24 protein-coding genes are annotated in these 20,690 nt (G+C 66.9%); 13 read left to right on the plus strand and 11 right to left on the minus strand.

Annotated elements, in window-relative coordinates:
- Positions 1-5 precede the first annotated feature (5 nt).
- The 7 genes from K3M35_RS08880 to K3M35_RS08910 form a co-directional block, all read right to left on the minus strand.
- Positions 6-2,135 (minus strand): transglycosylase domain-containing protein, encoded by a 2,130-nt coding sequence (locus K3M35_RS08880; protein WP_217579377.1) that lies wholly within the window; start codon positions 2,133-2,135, stop codon positions 6-8.
- Between the two features lie 142 nt (positions 2,136-2,277).
- Positions 2,278-2,469 (minus strand): hypothetical protein, encoded by a 192-nt coding sequence (locus tag K3M35_RS08885; RefSeq protein ID WP_217579376.1) that lies wholly within the window; start codon positions 2,467-2,469, stop codon positions 2,278-2,280.
- Positions 2,466-3,287 (minus strand): carbohydrate ABC transporter permease, encoded by an 822-nt coding sequence (locus K3M35_RS08890; protein WP_064256104.1) that lies wholly within the window; start codon positions 3,285-3,287, stop codon positions 2,466-2,468. Before K3M35_RS08890 ends, K3M35_RS08885 begins: the two co-directional genes overlap by 4 nt.
- Positions 3,288-3,370: 83 nt before the next feature.
- Positions 3,371-4,444: a carbohydrate ABC transporter permease gene (locus tag K3M35_RS08895; protein WP_019290533.1), complete on the minus strand. Its 1,074-nt coding sequence runs from the start codon at positions 4,442-4,444 to the stop codon at positions 3,371-3,373.
- Positions 4,445-4,461: 17 nt separating this feature from the next.
- Positions 4,462-5,745, minus strand: a complete 1,284-nt coding sequence (locus K3M35_RS08900; protein ID WP_006550832.1) for an ABC transporter substrate-binding protein — start codon at positions 5,743-5,745, stop codon at positions 4,462-4,464.
- Positions 5,746-5,902: 157 nt separating this feature from the next.
- Positions 5,903-6,976, minus strand: a complete 1,074-nt coding sequence (locus K3M35_RS08905; RefSeq protein WP_060652503.1) for an ABC transporter ATP-binding protein — start codon at positions 6,974-6,976, stop codon at positions 5,903-5,905.
- Between the two features lie 47 nt (positions 6,977-7,023).
- On the minus strand, positions 7,024-8,478 hold the full coding sequence (locus K3M35_RS08910; protein WP_019290531.1) for a sodium:alanine symporter family protein: 1,455 nt from the start codon (positions 8,476-8,478) through the stop codon (positions 7,024-7,026).
- Positions 8,479-8,575: 97 nt separating this feature from the next.
- Between K3M35_RS08910 and K3M35_RS08915 the strand changes: the two genes are divergently transcribed.
- The 12 genes from K3M35_RS08915 to K3M35_RS08970 all read left to right on the plus strand — a co-directional run bounded on the left by K3M35_RS08915 (position 8,576) and on the right by K3M35_RS08970 (position 15,643).
- A complete protein-coding gene (locus tag K3M35_RS08915; protein ID WP_037217436.1) occupies positions 8,576-9,385 on the plus strand; it encodes a DUF2786 domain-containing protein in 810 nt (269 codons plus the stop codon).
- Positions 9,382-9,909, plus strand: coding sequence for a TIGR04338 family metallohydrolase (locus K3M35_RS08920; protein ID WP_217579374.1), 528 nt, complete (start codon positions 9,382-9,384; stop codon positions 9,907-9,909). Before K3M35_RS08915 ends, K3M35_RS08920 begins: the two co-directional genes overlap by 4 nt.
- Before the next feature lie 297 nt (positions 9,910-10,206).
- Positions 10,207-10,902 carry a hypothetical protein gene (locus tag K3M35_RS08925; RefSeq protein ID WP_217579373.1) on the plus strand — a complete coding sequence of 232 codons (696 nt, stop codon included), beginning with the start codon at positions 10,207-10,209 and terminating at the stop codon, positions 10,900-10,902.
- A 5-nt stretch (positions 10,903-10,907) separates the two neighbouring features.
- Positions 10,908-12,176 carry an SRPBCC family protein gene (locus K3M35_RS08930; protein ID WP_217579372.1) on the plus strand — a complete coding sequence of 423 codons (1,269 nt, stop codon included), beginning with the start codon at positions 10,908-10,910 and terminating at the stop codon, positions 12,174-12,176.
- On the plus strand, positions 12,173-12,583 hold the full coding sequence (gvpJ, locus tag K3M35_RS08935; protein ID WP_217579371.1) for a gas vesicle protein GvpJ: 411 nt from the start codon (positions 12,173-12,175) through the stop codon (positions 12,581-12,583). Before K3M35_RS08930 ends, gvpJ (K3M35_RS08935) begins: the two co-directional genes overlap by 4 nt.
- Positions 12,583-13,395 carry a GvpL/GvpF family gas vesicle protein gene (locus tag K3M35_RS08940; RefSeq protein WP_033098477.1) on the plus strand — a complete coding sequence of 271 codons (813 nt, stop codon included), beginning with the start codon at positions 12,583-12,585 and terminating at the stop codon, positions 13,393-13,395. Before gvpJ (K3M35_RS08935) ends, K3M35_RS08940 begins: the two co-directional genes overlap by 1 nt.
- Before the next feature lie 2 nt (positions 13,396-13,397).
- Positions 13,398-13,652, plus strand: coding sequence for a gas vesicle protein GvpG (locus tag K3M35_RS08945; protein ID WP_019290525.1), 255 nt, complete (start codon positions 13,398-13,400; stop codon positions 13,650-13,652).
- 4 nt (positions 13,653-13,656) lie between these two features.
- Positions 13,657-13,953 (plus strand): gas vesicle protein GvpO, encoded by a 297-nt coding sequence (gene gvpO / locus K3M35_RS08950; RefSeq protein ID WP_019290524.1) that lies wholly within the window; start codon positions 13,657-13,659, stop codon positions 13,951-13,953.
- Entirely contained in the window at positions 13,950-14,348 is a 399-nt protein-coding gene (gvpJ, locus tag K3M35_RS08955) for a gas vesicle protein GvpJ (protein ID WP_033098478.1), read from the plus strand. Before gvpO ends, gvpJ (K3M35_RS08955) begins: the two co-directional genes overlap by 4 nt.
- Positions 14,341-15,129, plus strand: a complete 789-nt coding sequence (locus K3M35_RS08960) for a GvpL/GvpF family gas vesicle protein (RefSeq protein ID WP_006550844.1) — start codon at positions 14,341-14,343, stop codon at positions 15,127-15,129. Before gvpJ (K3M35_RS08955) ends, K3M35_RS08960 begins: the two co-directional genes overlap by 8 nt.
- The gene (locus tag K3M35_RS08965; RefSeq protein WP_064060743.1) at positions 15,126-15,353 is read left to right on the plus strand and encodes a gas vesicle protein; all 228 of its coding nucleotides are present in this window, start codon (positions 15,126-15,128) and stop codon (positions 15,351-15,353) included. Before K3M35_RS08960 ends, K3M35_RS08965 begins: the two co-directional genes overlap by 4 nt.
- Entirely contained in the window at positions 15,350-15,643 is a 294-nt protein-coding gene (locus K3M35_RS08970; RefSeq protein ID WP_064060744.1) for a gas vesicle protein K, read from the plus strand. Before K3M35_RS08965 ends, K3M35_RS08970 begins: the two co-directional genes overlap by 4 nt.
- 10 nt (positions 15,644-15,653) lie before the next feature.
- Here the strand turns inward: K3M35_RS08970 and K3M35_RS08975 are convergent, their stop codons facing one another.
- A complete protein-coding gene (locus K3M35_RS08975) occupies positions 15,654-16,790 on the minus strand; it encodes an acyl-CoA dehydrogenase family protein (RefSeq protein WP_006550847.1) in 1,137 nt (378 codons plus the stop codon).
- Positions 16,791-16,800: 10 nt separating this feature from the next.
- On the minus strand, positions 16,801-17,970 hold the full coding sequence (locus K3M35_RS08980; protein WP_019290521.1) for an acyl-CoA dehydrogenase family protein: 1,170 nt from the start codon (positions 17,968-17,970) through the stop codon (positions 16,801-16,803).
- Positions 17,971-18,072: 102 nt separating this feature from the next.
- Here K3M35_RS08980 and K3M35_RS08985 point away from each other — a divergent pair, with 102 nt between their 5' ends.
- The gene (locus K3M35_RS08985; RefSeq protein ID WP_006550849.1) at positions 18,073-18,699 is read left to right on the plus strand and encodes a TetR/AcrR family transcriptional regulator; all 627 of its coding nucleotides are present in this window, start codon (positions 18,073-18,075) and stop codon (positions 18,697-18,699) included.
- A gap of 376 nt (positions 18,700-19,075) precedes the next feature.
- Here K3M35_RS08985 and K3M35_RS26855 read toward each other — a convergent pair whose 3' ends face one another.
- Together K3M35_RS26855 and K3M35_RS08995 are read right to left on the minus strand one after the other, a co-directional pair.
- A complete protein-coding gene (locus K3M35_RS26855) occupies positions 19,076-19,318 on the minus strand; it encodes a transposase (RefSeq protein WP_081263412.1) in 243 nt (80 codons plus the stop codon).
- Between the two features lie 313 nt (positions 19,319-19,631).
- Positions 19,632-20,588 (minus strand): ERCC4 domain-containing protein, encoded by a 957-nt coding sequence (locus tag K3M35_RS08995; protein ID WP_019290518.1) that lies wholly within the window; start codon positions 20,586-20,588, stop codon positions 19,632-19,634.
- Positions 20,589-20,690: the final 102 nt, after the last annotated feature.

A 20,690-nucleotide genomic window follows, 5' to 3' on the forward strand; every position in this document is an offset into this window, starting at 1 on the left:
CGGATCTACAAGCCGGGGATCTGGATCGTCACGCCGGGGAACACCTCGATCTGCGAAGGCACGGGGACAGGCAGATCGACCGGGGGCGCGGGAATCGTGATCGGCGGCAGGTTCGACAGGTCGGGCAGCTGGAAGGTCGGCGCCGGGGGAGCGGTGGTGGCCTCGATGCCGGCGTCCTTCGGGACACCCGCCTGACCACCGATCGACGCCGGCCACGGGAAGCTCTCGACTGGCGTGCCTTCGAGGGCGCCGTCCATCGTTCTCTTCCAGATGTCCGACGGCAGTCCGGAACCGTAGATCGACCCGCCCCAGCTGTTGGTGATCGCCCCGGCGTCGGGGGTGCCCATCCACACGGCCGTCGACAGCGACGGCGTGTACCCGACCATCCAGGCGTCCTTGTTCAACCCGGTGTCGCCGAGCTGCGTGGTGCCGGTCTTCGACGCCGACGGCCGGCCACCGGCGAGCGCGTGCCCGCGCGAGTATGCGGCGATCGGCATCATGGCCTGGGTTGCGTTGTCGGCGACCGCGGCGTCGAAGCGCTGCTCGCCGGGTGACGGCGGACGATCGAGGAGCACGACACCGTCGGCCGTGACGACCTTCTGCACGAAGTACGGCTCGTGGAAGACACCGGACGCGGCGATCGTCGCGTAGGCGGAAGCCATGTCGATGACCCGTGCCTGGTACTGGCCGAGGACGATGCCGCCCTCCGGCGGACCGCCGTTCTCGCTCAGCGTCTGCCCCTCGACCCCGGGGATCGTCAGCGGGATCCCCGCCGCATGCGCGGCGTCGGCGATCTTCTGCGGGCCGTTCGACATGGACATCATGAGCCGGTAGAAGCTCGTGTTCAGCGACCGCTTGAGCGCCTCGGCGATCGTGCAACGTCCGCACGACTCACCCTCGACGTTGCCGATGCGGATATTGCCCACCGTGAGCGGGGAGCTGTCGAAACGCGCGTTGAGGCCGATCCCGTCGTCGAGGGCGGCGAGCAGGCCGAACACCTTGAACGCCGAACCCGTCTGGACGGGGGCCTGTGCGAAGTCGAAACCGGCACCGTCCTCACCGCCGTAGTAGGCGCGCACGGCACCGGAGCGGGGATCGATCGAGACCACGGCGGTGCGCAGTTCCCCGGGTTCGCCGGACAGCGTGGACCGAGCGGCGTCGATCGCCGCCTGCTGGGTCTTCAGGTCGATGGTGGTAGTGATGCGCAGACCTTCGGTGTTGAGGGCCTGTTCGCTGATCCCCGCCGCGGACAGCTCACGCAGCACCTGGGTACGGATGTGACCTTCCGGTCCGGTCGCCTCGGTGGCCAGCACGAGGGTGTCCGACGGCACCGTCGGGGGGAACACCTGGTCCGGCCGCTCGGCCGGGTCGAGGACCTTCATCTCGACCATGCCGTCGAGCACGTAGTTCCAGCGCTCCTCGATGGCAGGCAGGTTGTACTCGGGGTCGAGCGACGACGGTGTCTGGATCACCCCGGCCAGGACGGCGCCCTCGGAGACCGACAGTTCCTCGACGGGCTTGCCGAAGTACGCCTGGGACGCCGCGCCGATGCCGTAGGCGCCGCGACCGAAGTAGATGGTGTTGAGGTACGCCTCGAGGATCTCGTCCTTCGACCACTGCCGCGCCATCTTGGTGGAGATGACGAGTTCGCGCATCTTGCGTTCGAGCGTGCGATCGGAGCCGACGAGCACGTTCTTGACGTACTGCTGCGTGATCGTGGAACCGCCGCCGGCGGTGTCCTTGCCCATGACGTTGTCGCGGGCTGCGCGTGCGAAACCGGTGATCGAGAAGCCCGGGTTGCTGTAGAAGTTGCGGTCCTCCGCCGACAGCACGGCGTTGCGGACGTGCTCGGGGATCTGCGCGATCCCGACCTCGACACGGTTGCCCTCCGGCGGGACCACCCGGGTGATCTCGGTGGCGTCGTCGGATGCGTAGACCCGCGCGAGCTGGTTCGTCTTCATGTCCGCCGGGGTCGGCACCTCCGCCGAGTAGTAGGCGGTGGCGAAGATCCCGAGCGGGACGAGCACGGCGAGAACGAACGCGACGAGTACGGCGTAGCGAACGATGCGTCCCCTGCGCTTCTTCGCTGCGGCCGCGGCGGCGCGCGAGGATGTCGACCTTGTCGGGCTCGTCACTCGTTCCACTTTCTCGGTACCGAAAATCCGGACGGGAGGGTCTCCCGCCCACCGTATGGTACGGAAACGACCACGAGACGCCTCCGGAACACCGGTACGGTGCTTCTTCTCACGTCACGGCGGGGCCATCGTCACGACAGGGTCAGCCCGATCGGCGCCACGCGCGGAGCGCGAACCCCCACATCACGACGAATGCGAGCAGCACGAGGGACGGCACGATGCCGGGTTGCGGCGACGTCAGCTCGGCGACCGCGGAGATCACGGCCATCACCGTGAACACCGTGAGCAGGCCGAGCAGCATCTCGAGTCGGTTCCGGCGCGGAACCTTCCTCACGACTTGACGCCACCCGCGGTCAGACCCGAGATGATGCGTCGCTGGAAGAGCAGCACCATCACCACGAGCGGCACCATGACGAGCGTGCCGCCGGCCATGATCGACGCGTACGGGGTGACGTACGGGTCGGTGCCGGTGAACCGTGCCATCGCCACCGTCACCGGGGCCGTGCTCTCGCTCGACAGCTGCGACATCAGCAGGTACTCGTTGACGGTCGCGATGAAGGCGAGGATCGCCGTGGTGAACAGCGCAGGTGCCGCGAGCGGCAGCATGACCAGGCGGAACGCCTGCCCGCGCGTCGCGCCGTCCATGCGGGCGGCCTCCTCGAGCTCCCACGGCAGTTCGGAGAAGAACGAGGTGAGCGTGTAGACGGTCAGCGGCAGCACGAACGAGATGTTCGGGATGATCAGCGCCTGGTACTTGCCGATCCAGCCGATGTCGGTGAACAGCTGGAACAGCGGCGTCACGAGCGCGACGACCGGAAACATCGACGCGCCGAGGATGATGCCGGTGACGAAGTACTTACCGCGGAACTCGAAGCGCGACAGGGCGTAGGCGGTGAACACGCCGAGCAGCAGCGCGACCGCCGTGGTGGCGCCGGCGATGATGACGCTGTTGAGCAGCGCCCGCGAGAAGTTGACCTTGGCGTCGGGGTCGAGCGCGTCGGCGAAGTTCTGCAGTGTCGGGTTCGACGGCCACAGGGTCGTGCTGAACGTCTCCGACGGGTCGCGCAGGGCCGTGACGATCATCCAATAGCAGGGGGCCAGGCCCCACATGACGATCAGCGCGACACCCAGATAGGTGCCGACCGTGCTCATCCTGCGCTTGAACGGCACCTTGCGGGTCTGCACCGGCGTGGGCTCCGGCTCCGGCCGGCTCCGAGGAATCTCGGTGGTGACGGTCATACGACCTCCCCCTTACGCTGCTTCTCCTGCGTACTCACCGCGTTGGCGCCGAGGAACCGCACCAGCACGAAGGCGACGGCGAAGATGAGCAGGAAGGTGATCGTCGACAGGGCGGACGCGGAGTTCGAACCCTGACGCATCTGGTCGACGACGAGCACCGAGATCGTGGACGTCGCCGGATTGGACCCCATCATGATCGCGGGCAGGTCGTACATGCGCAGCGCGTCCATGGTGCGGAAGAGGATCGCCACCATGAGGGCGGGCTTGACCAGCGGCAGCGTGATCATCTTGAACCGCTGCCAGGCGTTCGCACCGTCGACCTTCGCGGCCTCGTAGACGTCCTGCGGGATCATCTGCAGGCCGGCGAGGATGAGCAGCGCCATGAACGGTGCCGTCTTCCACACGTCGGCGACGATGATCGCGAAGCGCGCGGGCCACGGATCGGCGGTCCACAGGTAGTCGGTGCCGAGCAGTTTGTTGGCGGCACCGTCGTTGGCGAAGATGAAGAACCACAGCTTGGCGGTGACGGCGGTGGGGATCGCCCACGGCACCAGCACCGAGGCGCGCAGCAGGCCGCGACCCCGGAACGACTTGGCCATCACGATCGCCATCGCGAAACCGATCACCGTCTCGAGCGAGACCGTGACGACGGTGAAGAAGAAGGTGTTGAAGATCGACTGCCAGAACTGGGAGCCGAGGGTGCCCGGAGGGCACGGAATCGAACCGGTGGCGGTGTTGCAGGTCTGGGTGATCCAGCGCGTATAGTTCTCGATCCCCACGAAACCCCCGGTGACGAATCGGCCCGTCTCGGGGTCGAGTCGCTTCGAGTCACCGTGCAGCGACATCCACACCGCTCGTCCGAGCGGGTACAGGATGATCACGGCCAGGACGAGCATCGACGGGGCGACGAACATCCACACCGGGATCTTGCGCCGCTTCTTCACCGCCGTGACGGGAGGTGCGGGCACGCGGTGACGTCCGCCGACACGTCCGCGGTCGGGACCGGGGACGGTCCCGACCGCGGGGGCGTGTGGCGGATCCGCGGGAGTGTCGACCTGCGGGTCAGCCATGTACTGCTCCTAGAGCATCAGTTGCCGGCGGTCTCGATGCCGGCCCGGGTGTCGTCCAGCGCCTGCTGGACGGTCTTCTCGCCACGGATCGCAGCGTAGGCGTTGTCGGCGATCGCCTTCGACACGGCCGAGTAGTACGGCGACGCCGGACGCGGCTTGGCGGCCTCGAGGGCCTCCTTCAGCGTCGAGAAGTAGGGGTACTGCTCGAGGATCGAGGCGTCGTCGTAGACCTCGGCGAGAACCGGGGCGCCGCCCGCTTCTGCGTAGTACATCTGCGCCTGGCGGGTCTGCATGAACTCGAGGAAGTCGCGCGCGGTGGCGGGAGCATCCGAGAACGCGCTGATGCCGACGTTGTAACCGCCGAGCGTCGAGACGCCGGGGCCGTCGACGCCGGGCAGGACGGCGATGCCGTAGTTGCCGGCGACCGATGAGGTCTCACCGTCGGTGTAGAAGCCGGGCCACGTGCGCAGGAACAGTGCCTCACCATTGCCGAAGGCGGTCTGCGACTCGCCCTCGGTGTAGGTCTGCGCGGCGGCCGGGATGATGCCGTCCTCGAAGTTGTCGACGATGAACTGCAGGCCCTCGGCTGTCTTGTCGTCGACGGCCGGGGTCAGGCCGTCCTCGGCGACGAAGGAGCCACCGAAGGCGTTGACGATCTCGGTGACGTTGACCGTCAGGCCCTCGTAGTTCTTGAACTGACCGATGTAGCAGGCGATACCCGCCTCCTCGGCCTTCGGGCACTCGGCCTTCAGGTCGTCCCAGGTCGCGGGGGCCTCGTCGACGAGGTCGGTGCGGTAGTAGAGGAACGCGCCGTTGGTGTTCTTCGGGGCGGCGTACAGGGTGCCGTTGTAGGTACCCGACTCGACGGTCGCGGGCAGCAGGCCCTCGGTGTCGATCGCCAGGTCGTCCTCGAGGGGGAGCAGCCAGCCGTTCGCGGCGAACTCCGCCGTGTTGGTGACGTCCACGGCGATGAGGTCGTATTCGTCGCTGCGGGCCTGCATCCGCTGGGCGATGTCGTCGTACTGGTCGTTGGCCTCCTTGGCCAGCGGCTTGAACGTCACCTGCTCGTCGGGATGCTCGGCGTTCCAGTCGGCGATGATGCTCTCGAGCGCCGCGTTCAGGGGATCCTGCCCCTCGACGATCGTGATCGGGCCGCGGCCCTCACCGGAAGCAGCGGTATCCTCGCCGCCGGTCGAGGTGTCGTCGCCACCGTTGTCCGACGAGCAGCCCGCGAGAACGAGCGCGGTCGCGGCCGTAGCGGCGATCGCAGCCCTCCGCATCGCCTTCGTATTCAGAACCATCAACAACTCCCCATTTCGAGGTCGTAGAACACACGTCGGTGACCCAGCTGCACCGACACCGGCCACTACTGTGGCACGCAGCACCGGTAAAAGTCGGCATTCCGCCCATCCTGAATCGGTCGAGTGTCGACTCCGCAGACCGATCCCGGAGCGGTGATCAGCCGATCCGCTTCCCGTCGGACGTTCCGAAGACGTGCACGTGCTCGGGGTCGAAGCGCAGGTACAGCCGGTCGCCCTTCTGCGGAGGGTTGCGCCAGTCGCTGCGGGCGACGATCTGCTGGACGATCCCGCCGACGTCGGCCCGGCCGTAGACGTAGGCCTCCGAGCCGAGCTCCTCGACCACGTCGACATCCATGGCCAGACCCTCGTTCGAGATCTCGAGGTGTTCGGGCCGGATCCCGAGCACGACCTCCTTCTCGGTGACCTGGCCGACCACGTCGCGCGGCACCGGTACGTGGGTGTCGCCGATCATCGCGCCGCGGTCGAAGACCGGGAGGCGGAACAGGTTCATCGCGGGCGAGCCCATGAAACCGGCGACGAAGACGTTCGCGGGCTTGTTGTAGAGCACGCGCGGCGACGCGCACTGCTGCAGGATGCCCTTCTCGAGCACAGCGACGCGGTCGCCCATCGTCATGGCCTCGACCTGGTCGTGGGTGACGTAGACGGTGGTGGTGCCGAGGCGGCGCTGCAGCTGTGCGATCTGCGTGCGGGTCTGCACGCGGAGTTTGGCGTCGAGGTTCGACAGCGGCTCGTCCATGAGGAAGACCTGCGGCTGGCGGACGATGGCGCGCCCCATCGCGACGCGCTGACGCTGACCGCCGGACAGCGCCTTGGGCTTGCGGTCGAGGAACTGCTCGAGGTCGAGCATCTTCGCGACCTCGACGACCCGTTCGCGGATCTCGTTCTTGGGTGTCTTGGCCAGTTTCAGCGCGAAGCCCATGTTCTCCGCGACCGACATGTGCGGGTAGAGGGCGTAGTTCTGGAACACCATCGCGATGTCGCGTTCCTTCGGATCCTGCCCGGTGACGTCCTGGTCGCCGATGAGGATGCGTCCGCTGTGCACCTCCTCGAGACCTGCGAGCATGCGCAGCGAGGTCGACTTGCCGCAGCCCGACGGTCCGACCAGGACGAGGAACTCGCCGTCCTCGATCTCGAGGTCGAGCGCGTCGACCGCAGGCGTACTCGAGCCGGGGAACAGGCACGTGGCCTTGTCGAAGGTCACCGACGCCATCTCGAAGATCCTTTCCGAAGCGGTACACGCTCGTGCGGTAGGGGAATCTACCGTGCGTCGCTCGATCGGCTCTCGACCGGCGTGACGTCGTCGTCGTTCCACACCTGGATTCCGCGGAGGCCCGGGACGTCACCGGCGCGGAAGACGGGGTCGCGACCCTGCTTGCGTTGCGCGCTGTAGTGATGGAACAACGCGTAGGCGATACCCGACAGCGGGATCAGGGCGATGAGGTTGACGGTGGCCATGATTCCCATGGCGAGGTCGGCCAGCGCCCACACCAGCGGCAGCGAGCCGATGGCCCCGAGGAAGACGCACAGCACGACCGCCGAGCGCAGGTAGGGCAGAATGCGGCGCGATCCGGTGAGGAACTCCATGTTGGATTCGCTGTAGTAATAGTTGCCGATCACCGAGGTGAACGCGAGGAAGAAGATCAGCACGGCGAGGAAGTGCACCGTCCAGTCACCGAGTTGCAGCGCGAGCGCGTTCTGCGTCAGAGCGGCGCCCTCGAGACCGCTGCCGAATTCGGGTTCCGACAGCAGGATGATGAAAGCCGTGATCGAGCAGACCAGCAGGGTGTCGAAGTAGACGCCGAGGCTCTGGACCAGGCCCTGCTTGACCGGGTGGGAAACCGCGGCGGCGGCGCCGGCGTTGGGCGCCGAGCCCATGCCGGCCTCGTTCGAGAAGAGACCTCGGCGGATGCCGTTCATGAAGGCAGCGCCGAAGCCACCACCGATGACCTCCTCGAGACCGAAGGCGTTCTCGACGATGAGGCGGAACATGGTCGGAACCTCGCCGATGTTGAGGACCACGACGATGATGCCGATGACCAGGTAGACGAACGCCAGGACCGGCACGACGATCTGGGAGACGCCGGAGATGCGGCGGATTCCGCCGAAGATCACCGCGCCGACGATGAGGGCGACGGCCAGCCCCACGATCACCTGGAGTGCCATGGTCTTCTCGCCGACGGAACTCGAGACGGCGTCGACGATCGAGTTGGTCTGCACCGCGTTGAACACGAATCCGTAGGTGATCGTGATGATGACCGCAAAGATCATGCCCATCCAGCGTTTCCGCAGCCCGTACTGCATGTAGTAGGCGGGGCCACCGCGGAAGCTGCCGTCCTCGTCGCGCACCTTGTACAGCTGGGCGAGCGTGGACTCGAGGAAAGCGGTCGCTGCACCGACCAGGGCCATCGCCCACATCCAGAACACCGCGCCGGGACCACCGAGGCTGATCGCGATCGCGACACCGGCGACGTTGCCCGTTCCCACGCGAGAGGCCGCCGAGACGGAGAAGGCCCGGAAGGCGGACAGGCCGGGTTCTCCGTTGGGTTGTCTCTCGGGTTTCTCCACGATGGAACGCAGCATGTCGGGCAGGAGCCGGATCTGGATGAACCGGGACCGGATCGTGTAGTACAGGCCCGAACCGATGAGCAGTGCGATCACCGCATACCAGAACGTGTCGTTGATATCGGTGACGAAATCGACCGCAGTGTCCATCTGCACGATCTTGGTGGGTCGCGGGTGGTTTCGCAGGAGCTTCGTGCGTGTTCCCGGTCTCGTGGGCGGAGTCGGTGCCAAGCTCTACGCTCGCTGGGTGAGTTCGGACAAGATGTTGAGTCGTATCGGCGGGTTGCTCCGCCAGGCGGAGTCCACCGACAACCCTCACGAGGCCGACGCCTTCCTCGCCGCGGCGCAGCGGCTCGCGACGTCCTCCTCGATCGATCTGGCGGTCGCGCGCAGTCACACGGCGGCGAAGGAACGCCGCGCGACTCCCGTGCAGCGACTGATCACCATCGGCGAGACGGGCAAGAAGGGACTGCGCACCTACGCCCAGTTGTTCATCGCGATCGCCGGGGCCAACGACGTGCAGTGCGACATCACCGCGAACTCCACCGTCATCTACGCCTACGGCTTCGCCGACGACATCGACGTGTGCGAGGCGCTGTACTCCTCCCTGCTCGTGCAGATGGTGCGGGCGTCCGACGCATATCTGCGCGAGGGCACCTACCGGAACGAGACCACGGTGCGCACCGTCGTCGAGGAACGCGGTGGCCGCCGTGTGCGCACACGCGTGCGCAAGCCCGTTGCCGCGGTGACGGCCCGGCTGAACTTCCAGTCGGCGTTTGCCGCCCGCATCGGCGCCCGGCTGGCCGAGGCGAAGCAGGAGATCGAACGCGAGGTGGAAACATCTTCGCCCGGTACGGCGTTGGTGTTGCGTGGGAAGAGTCTGGAACTGCAGGACTTCTACCGCAGTACGTCGCAGGCACGGGGCAGTTGGCGGGGAAACCGGGCCCCGTCGGCGCGCTCGGCCGATGCCCGGCGCGCGGGCGACCGCGCCGGACGCGCGGCCCGGCTGGGAACGGCACCCGAACTGCCGTCGGCTCCGAGGAGGCTGGAACGGTGACCAAGGTGCGCGACACCCGCAGAACCGCTGTGTACGAAGCGGAGTCCATCGTACGGAAGATGCTCGACCGCGCCGACGAGCGCGGTCTGCGGACCGTCGAGGTCGCCGGTTCCCACGTCACGCTCCCGGTGGAGAGACGGTTCGCCTCCATCGCCTCGGTCCAGGACTACATCGACGCCCTGCTCGCCCTCGACTGGGTACGCACCCGGTGGGAGCGCGCCGCCGTGCCGGTGCGCGTGCGGGCCCGTGCGGGCAACGCGGCCGCACACTACGAACGCGACTGCGCGACGATCGCTCTTCCCGAGCACCGGGTGAACACCGCGTGGGCGTTCCGCGAGATGGTGGTGTTGCACGAACTCGCGCACCATCTCGATCCGCAGGATCCCGACGACGCCACCGAGGGGGCCCACGGGCCGGCCTTCGTCGACCGCTTCCTCGCACTCGTCGGCGAAATCATCGGTCCGGAAGCAGCATTCGCTTTGCAGGCGACAGGGATCGCCACCCCGGTGCATCCGCGGCGATAGCCTCCGGTTTCCGGAATCCTTACCGGCTCGAGAACCTTTCTTTGGCATGCCCGCGGACGGCCGGTCGAGATCTGTAGCAAGCCTCGTATCCTGTTGCACAACATACTGATTGGTACTTTTCGAGCCCGTCGTTCACTCCGGAATCCGCATGCCGACGAAGCACGCGAATCAAGGCCTCGAGTGACGTACTGTGGTTTGCATCACACAAAGACGCGCATCGGCTGCGTACCGTACCGAGACCTCCCCGGCCCCTTCCGAGCACGCCACACGACGCGCGGCATACGAAGGAGAACGGTGATGAAACCCGGAGCACGAGTCGCCCTCGGTGTGGGCATCGGATATTTCCTCGGCCGTACCAAGAAGATGCGGGTGGCCATGATGCTCGCCGGTGCCGGAATGACCGGCAAACTGCCCAGCAATCCGCAGGAACTCCTGCAGCGCAGCGCCTCGATGCTCGGCTCGTCTCCCGAGATCAGCAAGATCACCGAATCCGTTCGCGGAGAACTCATGCATGCGGCTCGTGCCGCTGCCGTGACCGCGGCCAGCAACCGGATCGACGCCCTCAACGAACGTCTGCAGTCCCGTGCGAGCGGTGGCGGGCGATCGGAGGAACCCGAGGATGCCGAATACGAGGACGAATACGACGAATCACGCGACGAGGAGGAAAGTCGCGGCAGCAGGCGTCGCGGCAGCCGGAATCGGGACGAGGAGCCGGATTACGACGAGACGGACGAAGAGGGTTCCGACGAAGAGGATTCGGGCGAGGAGGATTCGGGCGACGAAGAGGAGCCGGAACCCGAGCGTCCCGCACCGCGGCGCCGTGCAGCCCGCGCCACATCCCGTCCGCGGACGTCCCGCAGCAAGAAGACGGCCGACAGCGAAGATCCGGACGACTCGGAGGAGGCACCGCCGAAGCCGCGCAAGCGCGCAGCGCGTAGCACTGCGTCGTCCTCCTCCTCCGGTCGTGCGCCCGTACGTCGAACGAAGCGGTGAGAGCGATGGCCAGGTTGAGCGATGTATCGGGCGAAGTCGCCGACGCGGTGGGCAAGGCCGGGAAGACCGCGACCGATACCGCCGGTAAGGCGGGCCGCACCGCCTCGGACACGGCGGGGAAGGCCACGGGCGGACTGACCGGCGGTCTGCAGCAGTCGTTGCAGGGCCTCGCAGGAACCGTCGCGCAGAATGCGTTGTCGAGCCTGTCGGACAGGGTCACCGGCACAGCGGGACGATTACAGGATTACTCCGAGGGCAAAGGCGGAAATCTGGCCAGTGCGCTCACCGGCGTCGACAAGCTCGCTCAGGGCGAGTCGCCGCTGAAGGCGGCGGCGAGCTCGGGGTTCGAGAATCTGAAGAACACGGCGAAGGACAAGTTCGAGGACGTCAAGGAGGCCGTCACCGGCGGGGGCAAGGGGGGCGGCGGCGGCAACAAGAAGATCAAGCTCACCAACATCGTCGAGAGCATCGACGTGGGGGTGCCGGTCGATCTGGCCTACGACCTGTGGACGCAATTCGCCGACTGGCCGAAGTTCATGAAGAAGGTCGAACAGGTCGAGCAGGTCCAGGACGAGAAACTCCATTGGACGGGCAAGGTTTTCTGGTCGCGTCGGAACTGGGAGTCCACGATCCTCGAACAGGTGCCGTTCGAACGGATCGTGTGGCGTTCCAAGGGAGGAAAAGGTTACATCGACGGCGCGGTGACCTTCCATGAACTCACACCGGATCTCACCCGGATACTCCTGGTGCTCGAGTACCACCCCCGGGGCCTGTTCGAGCGCACCGCGAATCTGTGGCGGGCGGTGGGTCGCCGGTCACGCCTGGAACTGAAGCACTTCCGGCGCCACGTCATGACCGAAGCCGTGTTGCATCCCGACGACGTCGTCGGCTGGCACGGCGAAATCCGCGACAGCGAGGTCGTCAAGGACGACGAGACCGCGCGCCGGGAGGAAGAGGAGCAGGAGCAGGAGGACACCGGCGAGAACGGCGAGGAGTGGGAGACCGACGCCTCCGGTGACGAAGACGAGATCCGCGACGAGGACGAGGATTTCGAGGAGAGTGAGCCGTCCGAGGACGAAGGCGACGAGGAGTCGGCCGAGGACGAGGAGGATCTCGAGGACGAGTATCCCGAGGAGGACGAGTCCTCCGACGAAGAACCCGACGACGAAGAGGAAGAGCCCGAACCGCCTCGGAAACGTGCGCCCGCCAAGCGGACCCGGGCGACGAAGAGCACCGGTACGCGCTCGTCCCGCTCGAGAGGATCCCGGTCATGACCATCCAACCTGCAGGGGGCGGCGGTGGAGGCGGCGGGGGCGGTATGGCCCGTCCCAACTCGTCCGGCCTCGCCGACATCATCGACACCATCCTCGACAAAGGCCTCGTCATCGACGCGTTCGTGCGTGTCTCACTCGTCGGTATCGAACTGCTCACCATCGACGCCCGCGTCGTCGTGGCCAGTGTCGACACCTATCTGCGTTTCGCGGAAGCGGTGAACCGGCTCGAGATCTCCGACAACGAGCCGAAGGGCCTTCCGGATCTCGTCGGCGACATCACCTCCGGCGGTTCCAAGCACAAGACGAAGGGCGCGCTCGAGGCTGCGGGGGAGAAAGTCAGCGAGTTCCTCGGGGACGTCCAGGAGCAGCGGCAGCCCGCTCGACGATCACGCAGGGGTGAGGACTGATGTCCACCGAACAGACCGAACGACCCGAGCAGGGCGACAGCGACGAAACCGCCACGACCACTGCGGTCTACGTCTACGGCATCGTCCCGTCGGATGTGGAACCGGAGGAGCATGCGGAAGGGGTGGGCAATCCGCCGGCCGAGGTGTCGGTGGTCAAGTCCGGTCGCATCGCTGCACTGGTGAGCGAGATCCCGACCGATCGCGCTCTCGGCACACCGGACGATCTCGAGGCGCACGCCGCGTTGCTCGACGGGACCGTGACGGTCGCCCCCGTGCTCCCGCTGAGATTCGGTGCCGTCCTCACCGACCGGGACGCGGTGGCCGCGGAATTGCTCGAGGGGAACGAGGACGAACTCGCCTCGGCCCTCGACCAACTCGACGGTCTCGCACAGTTCGTCGTGAAGGGACGGTACGACGAGAGGGCGATCCTGCAGGAGATCCTCGAGGAGAACTCCGAGGCGGCGCAGTTGCGGGAGCAGATCCGTGGGCAGTCCGAGGACGCGACCCGCGAGGCGCGAATGGCGCTCGGGGAAATCATCAACGCGGCGATCGAGGCCAAACGGAACGAGGACACGCGCCGCACGGTCGAGGCCCTGTCGTCGCTCGACCCGATGGTCAACGAGCGGCAACCCACGCACGAGCAGGATGCCGTGCACATCGCCGTCCTCGTCGAACTCGAGCGGCAGGACGAACTCGAACAGGCCCTGCAGGAACTGGGTCGGGAATGGGAGGACCGGGTCGAGATCTCGTTGCTCGGCCCGATGGCGGCCTACGACTTCGTGGCGAAATCCGACCCCGGCGAAGGAGGTTGACGATGGGTCTGCTGACCTCCCTGCTCACGCTGCCCCTCGCTCCCGTCAGGGGAGTGATGTGGCTCGGAGAGATCATCCAGGAGCAGGTCGAACAGCAACTGCACGATCCCGCCAACGTGCGGCGCGAACTCGAGCAGATCGAGGAAGCGGCGGAGGCGGGTGAGCTGACCCCCGAGGAGAAGGACGAGGCGCAGCAGGCCGTGCTGAACCGCATGATCTCCCGGGGCGGCTCCGGCCCCGCCGGGGGAAAGGAGTGATCCCGTGGCGCAGGACACCGGCCCGCCCGCGATCTCGGCGGCCGAGGCCGCATCGGCGGCCCTCACACATCTGAAGGAACTGACCTCGAAGGAAGCTCAGGGGGTCACCTCCGTCGAACCCACCGAGGACGGATGGGTCGTCGAGGTGGAGGTCGTGGAAGACAGGCGGATTCCGTCGTCGGCCGACATGCTCGCGCTCTACGAGGTGGAGGTCGATCTGGACGGTGATCTGCTCGCGTACCGGCGGACCCGGCGTTACGGACGCGGCAGCAGCGACATCGGCGCAAGGACCGGGTCATGACGGTGGTCGGTGGGGGAGGCGGCATGTCGTCGCCGCAGCCCTACGGGGGTGGAGGACGGTCGACCAATCTCGGCGACATCCTCGAACGTGTCCTGGACAAGGGGTTGGTCATCGCCGGCGACATCCAGGTGAATCTGCTCGACATCGAACTGCTCACGATCAAGCTCCGCCTCGTCATCGCATCGCTCGAGACGGCCAAGGCCGTCGGGATCGACTGGTGGGAGAGCGATCCGTGGTTGACGAGCAAGGCTCGCGCACCCGAGGTCGATTCGAGCCGGGTGGAACTCGAATTGGAGAACCGGCAGCTTCGCGAACGGTTGGCCGCACTCGAGGCCCGAGCGGAGGAACTGGAGTCGGAACCGGCGGAGATCGTGGACGAGGAGAACCGTGACTGACACGACCGGGACCTGGATGTACGCCGTGACCGACGGGACGCTCGTCGGCCACGAGACCGAGGGCGCCTCCGGCGTCGCCGGCGAGCAGGTCCGCACGGTGCAGGAGGGCGGACTGACCGCCGTCGTCGGAACGGTGCCCCTGGACGATTTCGGCGAGGCCGCACTGGCTCGCAATCTCGAGGACCTGGACTGGCTGGAAAGAGTTGCCCGCGCCCATGATTCGGTCGTCGCCGGATTGGCACGGCACGTCTCCGTGGTACCCCTTCGACTCGCGACCGTCTGCCTCGACGACGAACGGGTCCGGGCCCTGCTCACCGAGCACCGGGAGCAGTTCGCGTCTGCGCTCGCCCTCGTGACCGGTCGTACCGAATGGGGGGTCAAGGCGTTCGCCGATCGCAAGGCGCTGACCGCGGCCGCCGCGGAAGCGCATGCGGAGGGTGCGGGTTCCGGCAGGGGCACGGCCTATCTGCTGCGTCGCCGCGCGCAACTGGCGGCGCAGGAGAGCATCGAACGCGATGCGGCCGAACGCGCCGCCGATATCCACGATCGGTTGCTGCGTGTGTCGGCCGCGGGTCGCCGGAGCGCGCCGACCGATCCGGCACTGAGCGGCAGCCAGGAGTGGATGCTGCTCAACGGGACATATCTCGTCGACGACGACAGGGCGGACGAATTCTATTCCGAGGTGGAGGAACTCGGGTCCCTGAATCCGGGGATCAGGCTCGAGACGAGCGGCCCGTGGCCGCCCTACTCGTTCGCTGGAGCAGAACGGATCTCGCCGTGAGATACGCCGACGGATCGGTGGACGAGGAACGGCGGATCGCTCTGATCGATCTGCTGGATCGGGTGCTGTCGGGCGGCGTGGTCATCACCGGCGACATCACACTGTCGATCGCGAATATCGATCTGGTGCGGATCTCGTTACGCGCGTTGATCTCGTCGGTCAGTACCCTGTCGCTGCCCGGGGTCGACGTCCCCGTTCCCCGTGGGGCCCGGGAGGGTTCGTGAGCGAGCCGGTGAACTTCCCGTCGCGTATCGACGCCGATCCCGAATCCGTGGAGCGGGGTCTGGTGACGCTGGTGCTCACGCTCGTCGAACTGCTCCGGCAGGTGATGGAGCGTCAGGCCCTGCACCGCATGGATGCAGGGGATCTCAGCGACGAGCAGATCGAACGGCTCGGCACGACACTGATGCTGCTCGAGCAGCGCATGGGCGAACTGCGCGACCATTTCGGGCTCACCCCCGAGGATCTCAACATCGATCTCGGTCCGCTGGGGACACTGCTGCCCCAGGAGTGAGCCCGATCGGTCACATTCCGGCGATCTCCACGAGCTCGTAGTCCTTCACACCGCCGGCGAGCACCCGCAGGTGATCGTCCATGGTGCCGAGGGTGTGCTCGATCGCGGTCAGGCGGCTCAGGTAGTGGCCGATGGAGTGCTCGGCCGTGACACCGATGCCGCCGTGCATCTGCACGGACTCCTGGCCGATCTTCCGAGCGGACCGGCCGACCTGCAGCTTGGCGCGCGAGGCGATGGTCGGGTCGACGATGCCGTCGGCGAGGGCCATGGTCGCGTACAGGCTCATGCTCGACGCCAGCTCGTACAGCACGTACATGTCGGCCGCACGGTGGGTGAGCGCCTGGAACATCGACAGCGGCACACCGAACTGCTTGCGCTGCTTGAGGTAGCTCGTGGTCAGCTGCACCGAGGAGTCGAGGGCACCGACCGCCTCGGCGCACAGTGCCGCCTGCGCGTGCACCTGCGCCGCGGTGATGGCGGCGGACGCGTCGGCCGCCTCACCGAGCGGGGTCGCCGCAACATCGTCGAGCACGAGTTGCGCACCGCGACGCTCGTCGTGGGTGCGGTACGGCGTGCGGACCAGACCGTCCGCCGATGCGTCGACGACGAACAGTCCGACGCCACCCTCCGGGAGCTTCGCGGAGACGATGAAGGTGTCGGCGCAATCACCGTGCAGCACAGGATTCTTGCGACCGGAGACGGTCCAGGAGTCGCCGTCGCGCGCCGCGGTGGTGGCCACCTCGGTGTGCGGCCAGCGGCTGCCCGGCTCGTCGTGCGCGAACGCGAGGAGCACGGTGCCCTCGGACAGTTGCGGCAGGATGTCGGAGCGCTGCGCGTCGGTGCCGACCTCGGCGACGAGCCGGCCGGGCAGGTAAACGCAGTCGAGCACGGGCTCGGGTGCGAGCGCGCGGCCGATCTCGGTCATGACGGCCATGACCTCCACCGGTCCGGCTCCCATGCCGCCGTGCTCCTCCGCGAAGGGCAGGCCGAGCACGCCGAGTTCGCCGAGTTGCTTCCATACGTCGCGGTTCCAGCCCAGGTCACCTTCGGCCACCCGGTTGCGCGACTCGACGTCGTACGCGCCGGAGAGCAGGTCGCGGACGGTCGCGCGGAGCATGTCCTGTTCGGTGTCGAGTTCGAAATTCATGTCCGGGGCCTCACAGTCCGAGAATCGAGGAAGCGATGATCGAACGCTGAACCTCGTTCGACCCGCCGTAGATGGTGACCTTGCGGTTGTTGAGGTAGGTCGGCATCGTCAGCTGCGCCCAGTCGGGCGAGTCGATACCGGCCTCGCCGGCGGGCAGCGAATCGGGGCCGGCGATGTCGACGAGCAGTTCGGTCGCGGCCTGCTGCAACTCGGAGCCGCGCATCTTGAGCAGCGACGATGCCGGGTTGGGCTTGCCGTCGGCCGAGCCGGCGACGACGCGTAGCTGGGTGAGCTCGAGAGCGAGCAGCTCGTTCTCGAGTTCGGCCAGTCGTGCCGCGAAGATCGGGTCGTCGAGCAGCGAGCCGCTGCCGTAGCGGGTCTCGGCCGCGAGGGACTTCGCCCGCGCGAGCTTGACCTTGGTGGCGCCGACCCGGGCGATGCCGGTGCGCTCGTTGCCGAGCAGGAACTTCGCCTGCGTCCAGCCGGTGTTCTCCTCGCCGACGAGGTTCTCGGCGGGAACGCGCACGTCTTCGAAGAAGACCTCGTTGACCTCGTAGCCGCCGTCGATCAGTTTGATCGGACGGAGGGTGACGCCCGGGGTGTCCATCGGGAAGAGCAGCATCGAGATGCCGGCCTGCTTCTTCGCGTTCGGATCGGTGCGGACGAGGCAGAAGATCCAGTCGGCGTGCTGCGCGAGCGTCGTCCACGTCTTCTGACCGTTGACGATGTAGTCGTCACCGTCGCGGACGGCGCGGGTCTTGAGGGACGCGAGGTCGGAGCCGGCCTCGGGCTCGGAGAAGCCCTGGCACCACCAGATGTCGAGGTTGGCGGTGGCGGGGAGGAAGCGTTCCTTCATCTCCTGCGAGCCGAACTGTGCGATGACCGGCCCGATCATGGACGCGTTGAACGGCAGCGGGTCGGGCACCGACGCGAGCTGCAGCTCGCTGAGCCAGATGTTGCGCTGCATCGGCGTCCAGTCCTGACCGCCCCATTCGACGGGCCAGTTGGGAACGGCGAGGCCGCGCGAATGCAGGATGCGCTGGACGGCGACGTAGTCGTCCTTGCCCAGCGGAGTGCCGGAGGCGGTCTTCGCACGCACTTCGGCGGGGATCTCGGTGGTGAAGAAGGTGCGCAGTTCGTCGCGGAACGCACGCTCCTCCTCGGTGAGCTTCAGGTTCATGGAGGGACCTTCCAGGGATGCCGGCGCCGTAGCGCTTCTCGCGATTCCAAACTAACCTTACATTGTTAGCTCGTCCAGGTCGGGCCGGAAGGAGGACGATGGATGGCGCGCCCGCGCACGCCTCTGCTCAGCCGTGAGCTCATCCGCGACGTCACGCTACGACTCGTCGACGAGCACGGCCTCGACGCCGTCTCGATGCGTCGGATCGCCGCCGAACTGGGTGTTCGCGCCCCGTCGCTGTACAGCCACTACGCCACCAAGGAAGAACTGCTCGACGACATCGCCGACGCCATCGGTGAATCGGTCGACGTCAGCGGGTTCGCCGAGGACGACTGGCAGGAAGCGCTCCGACGCTGGGCTCGCACCTACCGCGACGCGCTCGCCGCGCACCCGAATATGGTGCCCTTCCTCGCCTCGAGTCCCGGCACCCGGCCCGTCTCCCTCCAGGCGTCCGACGCCATCCACGGCGGCCTCACCCGCGCCGGCTGGCCGCCCCGCTTCGCGACGATGATCGGAGCCTCGATCAAGTACATCGTCATCGGTTCCGCGATCACCTCGTTCGCGGGCGGATTCGACGATCACATCGACACCTACAACGAGCGGTATCCGCATCTGTCGCAGGCGCATCGGCTTCGCGAGTACGCCGCCGAGATCGATGCCGAGAGCTTCGACCTCGTTCTCGAGTCCTTCCTGCGGGAACTCGGGCGACGATACGAGATGTTTCCTTAGCCCGAATGCACCGATCAGCTGAGCGCGTTGCTGTGAATATGGTTGTGCGGTAACGATCGCTCTGCTGACGTGGCTGATCGTCCGACCACTCGGGTCGGGTTGTTCCACTGGATCGTCAAGTCCCGAGTTTTGTTGAGGCTGAGCGTGTGTTCAGTCCTCAGGCCGCAGGTGCGGCCGGTGGTTGTGCGTAGTAGGCGGTCTCGATCTCGGTCGGGGTGCGGTAGTCGAGTATGCCGTGGACCCGTTCGGTATCGAACCAATGCACCCATTGCACGGTGGCCGCTTCGACGTCTTCCCGGCCGGTGTTCTCCGACAGAACGCGACAGATCGGTTCGATCCCCCAGCGGTGTTTGTGTTCGTCGATGAACACAGGCGATTACTTCAGTCGGCGTGGGGCCACCTCGCACTTGCGGGGGACGAACTCCGCCTTCGCGAAAAACACTGTGGCAGAGCGAAGTATCTCCATCAACTGCCGTAGTTCGCGGTTCTCTTTCTCCGGACGGCGGATGCGCGCTTCGGCATCGACCGGCTCGGTCGGGAGCTCGTCGTCTTCGGCTTTGCGCACCCAGGTCCGCAGGGCTTCCTTGTGGACGCCGGTCTGCTCGGCGATCCGGTTGATGGCGCGCCGGTGCGTGTGTCGGGGTCACGGCGGGCTTCGACGGCGAGTCGGGTCGCTCGCTCACGCCAGTTCCTGAGGGTATTTGTAGTTCGCCATGATGAGTCTGGGGTGATCCTTCCGGGATGTCTGGCTCACCCTCGATGAGATCAGGGACGATTCAGTAATCATGCTCGACGATGACGTGATCGCCGTGCTCAGCACGGCGTGGCGTCGAACCGCTGGATGGGGCGCGGTCTATCGAGCGCGCGTGGCAGTCGCCGCGCCTTCCGCACGAAACGGCAGGACGTGGCATCGGCTGCTGCGGCGTTCAGCCTCACCCCGAGGCGTGAGCGTTGCGCCAGGCCGCCCACACCTGGGGACGGAGCCGGCCACGATCGGGGACCTTCATGCCCTCGCCGCGGGCCCACGCGCGTACGTCGGCGGTGGACGGTTCCGCGGTGGGAGCGTCCTTGTGCTGCGGTGTGATGCGGTCACACGCCGCGTCCTCGACGCCGGTCCACTCGTGCGCGGCGGCGAGATAGCGGTAGGTCCACTCCTCGGCGAGCTGACGAGTCTCGCAGAACACGATCGGCACACCGGGGTAGCGGACCTGCAGCTCGGCGAGACCGTCCGCGATCATCGCCGGCCGGACCCGTTCGAACTTGAACACCGCCGAGTAACGGTCTTCGACCACCACTGCGGCGCGGGGCAGGGCAGCGAGCTCGGCCATCGCGAAACGCAGCCTCCCGCTGGTCAGGCTGCCTACCAGGTCGGCCAACGACTTGCGTTCGACCGAGGCGACCAACCGGTCGTCGACGAGCAGACCGTAGTCTCCGCACGCCAGCGCACGGCGGACGGTGTCGACCTGCTGCCCGGGGAATTTGTAGGGGTAACGCTCGTGGGAATCGACGACGATCGTCAGTTCGGCGATGCCGGCGGCTCGGGCGGTGGGGGTGCGCACATTCGGACGTGCCTGCTTCCGAGTGCGCGGGGATTGCCAGAACACGGCATCGCGCCCCCGAGCTTGGGTGAACACGATCTGCGACCGGTTCTCCCGTCCCCGGTCCAGGACCACGTCGATCGCGGCGCCGCGACGCACACACGAACGCAACCGAACCTGCTCGACGATCTCGGGGTCCTCAGGCCACTCGTCGGCCGGAACGGGATAGCAGAACAGGGCTTTGGTACGCGGCCAGGTGTCGGAGGTGCGAAACACCAGTCCGTCCGACAGGGGCAGGCGCAGTAGGAACGGCAGCCGTGATTCCGGGTCCGGGTTGCGGGCGATCACCATGTCCACGAAGTTCGGCGGCCTTTCGCTCGGCGATACATACCGAGCAGTGTCCGATACCGATCGCCTGCCGACAAGCCTGCCGGACACGCGTGTGCGAGGCAG

The sequence above is a fragment of the Rhodococcus sp. DMU2021 genome (assembly GCF_019641445.1).
Lineage (GTDB): Bacteria > Actinomycetota > Actinomycetes > Mycobacteriales > Mycobacteriaceae > Rhodococcus > Rhodococcus pyridinivorans.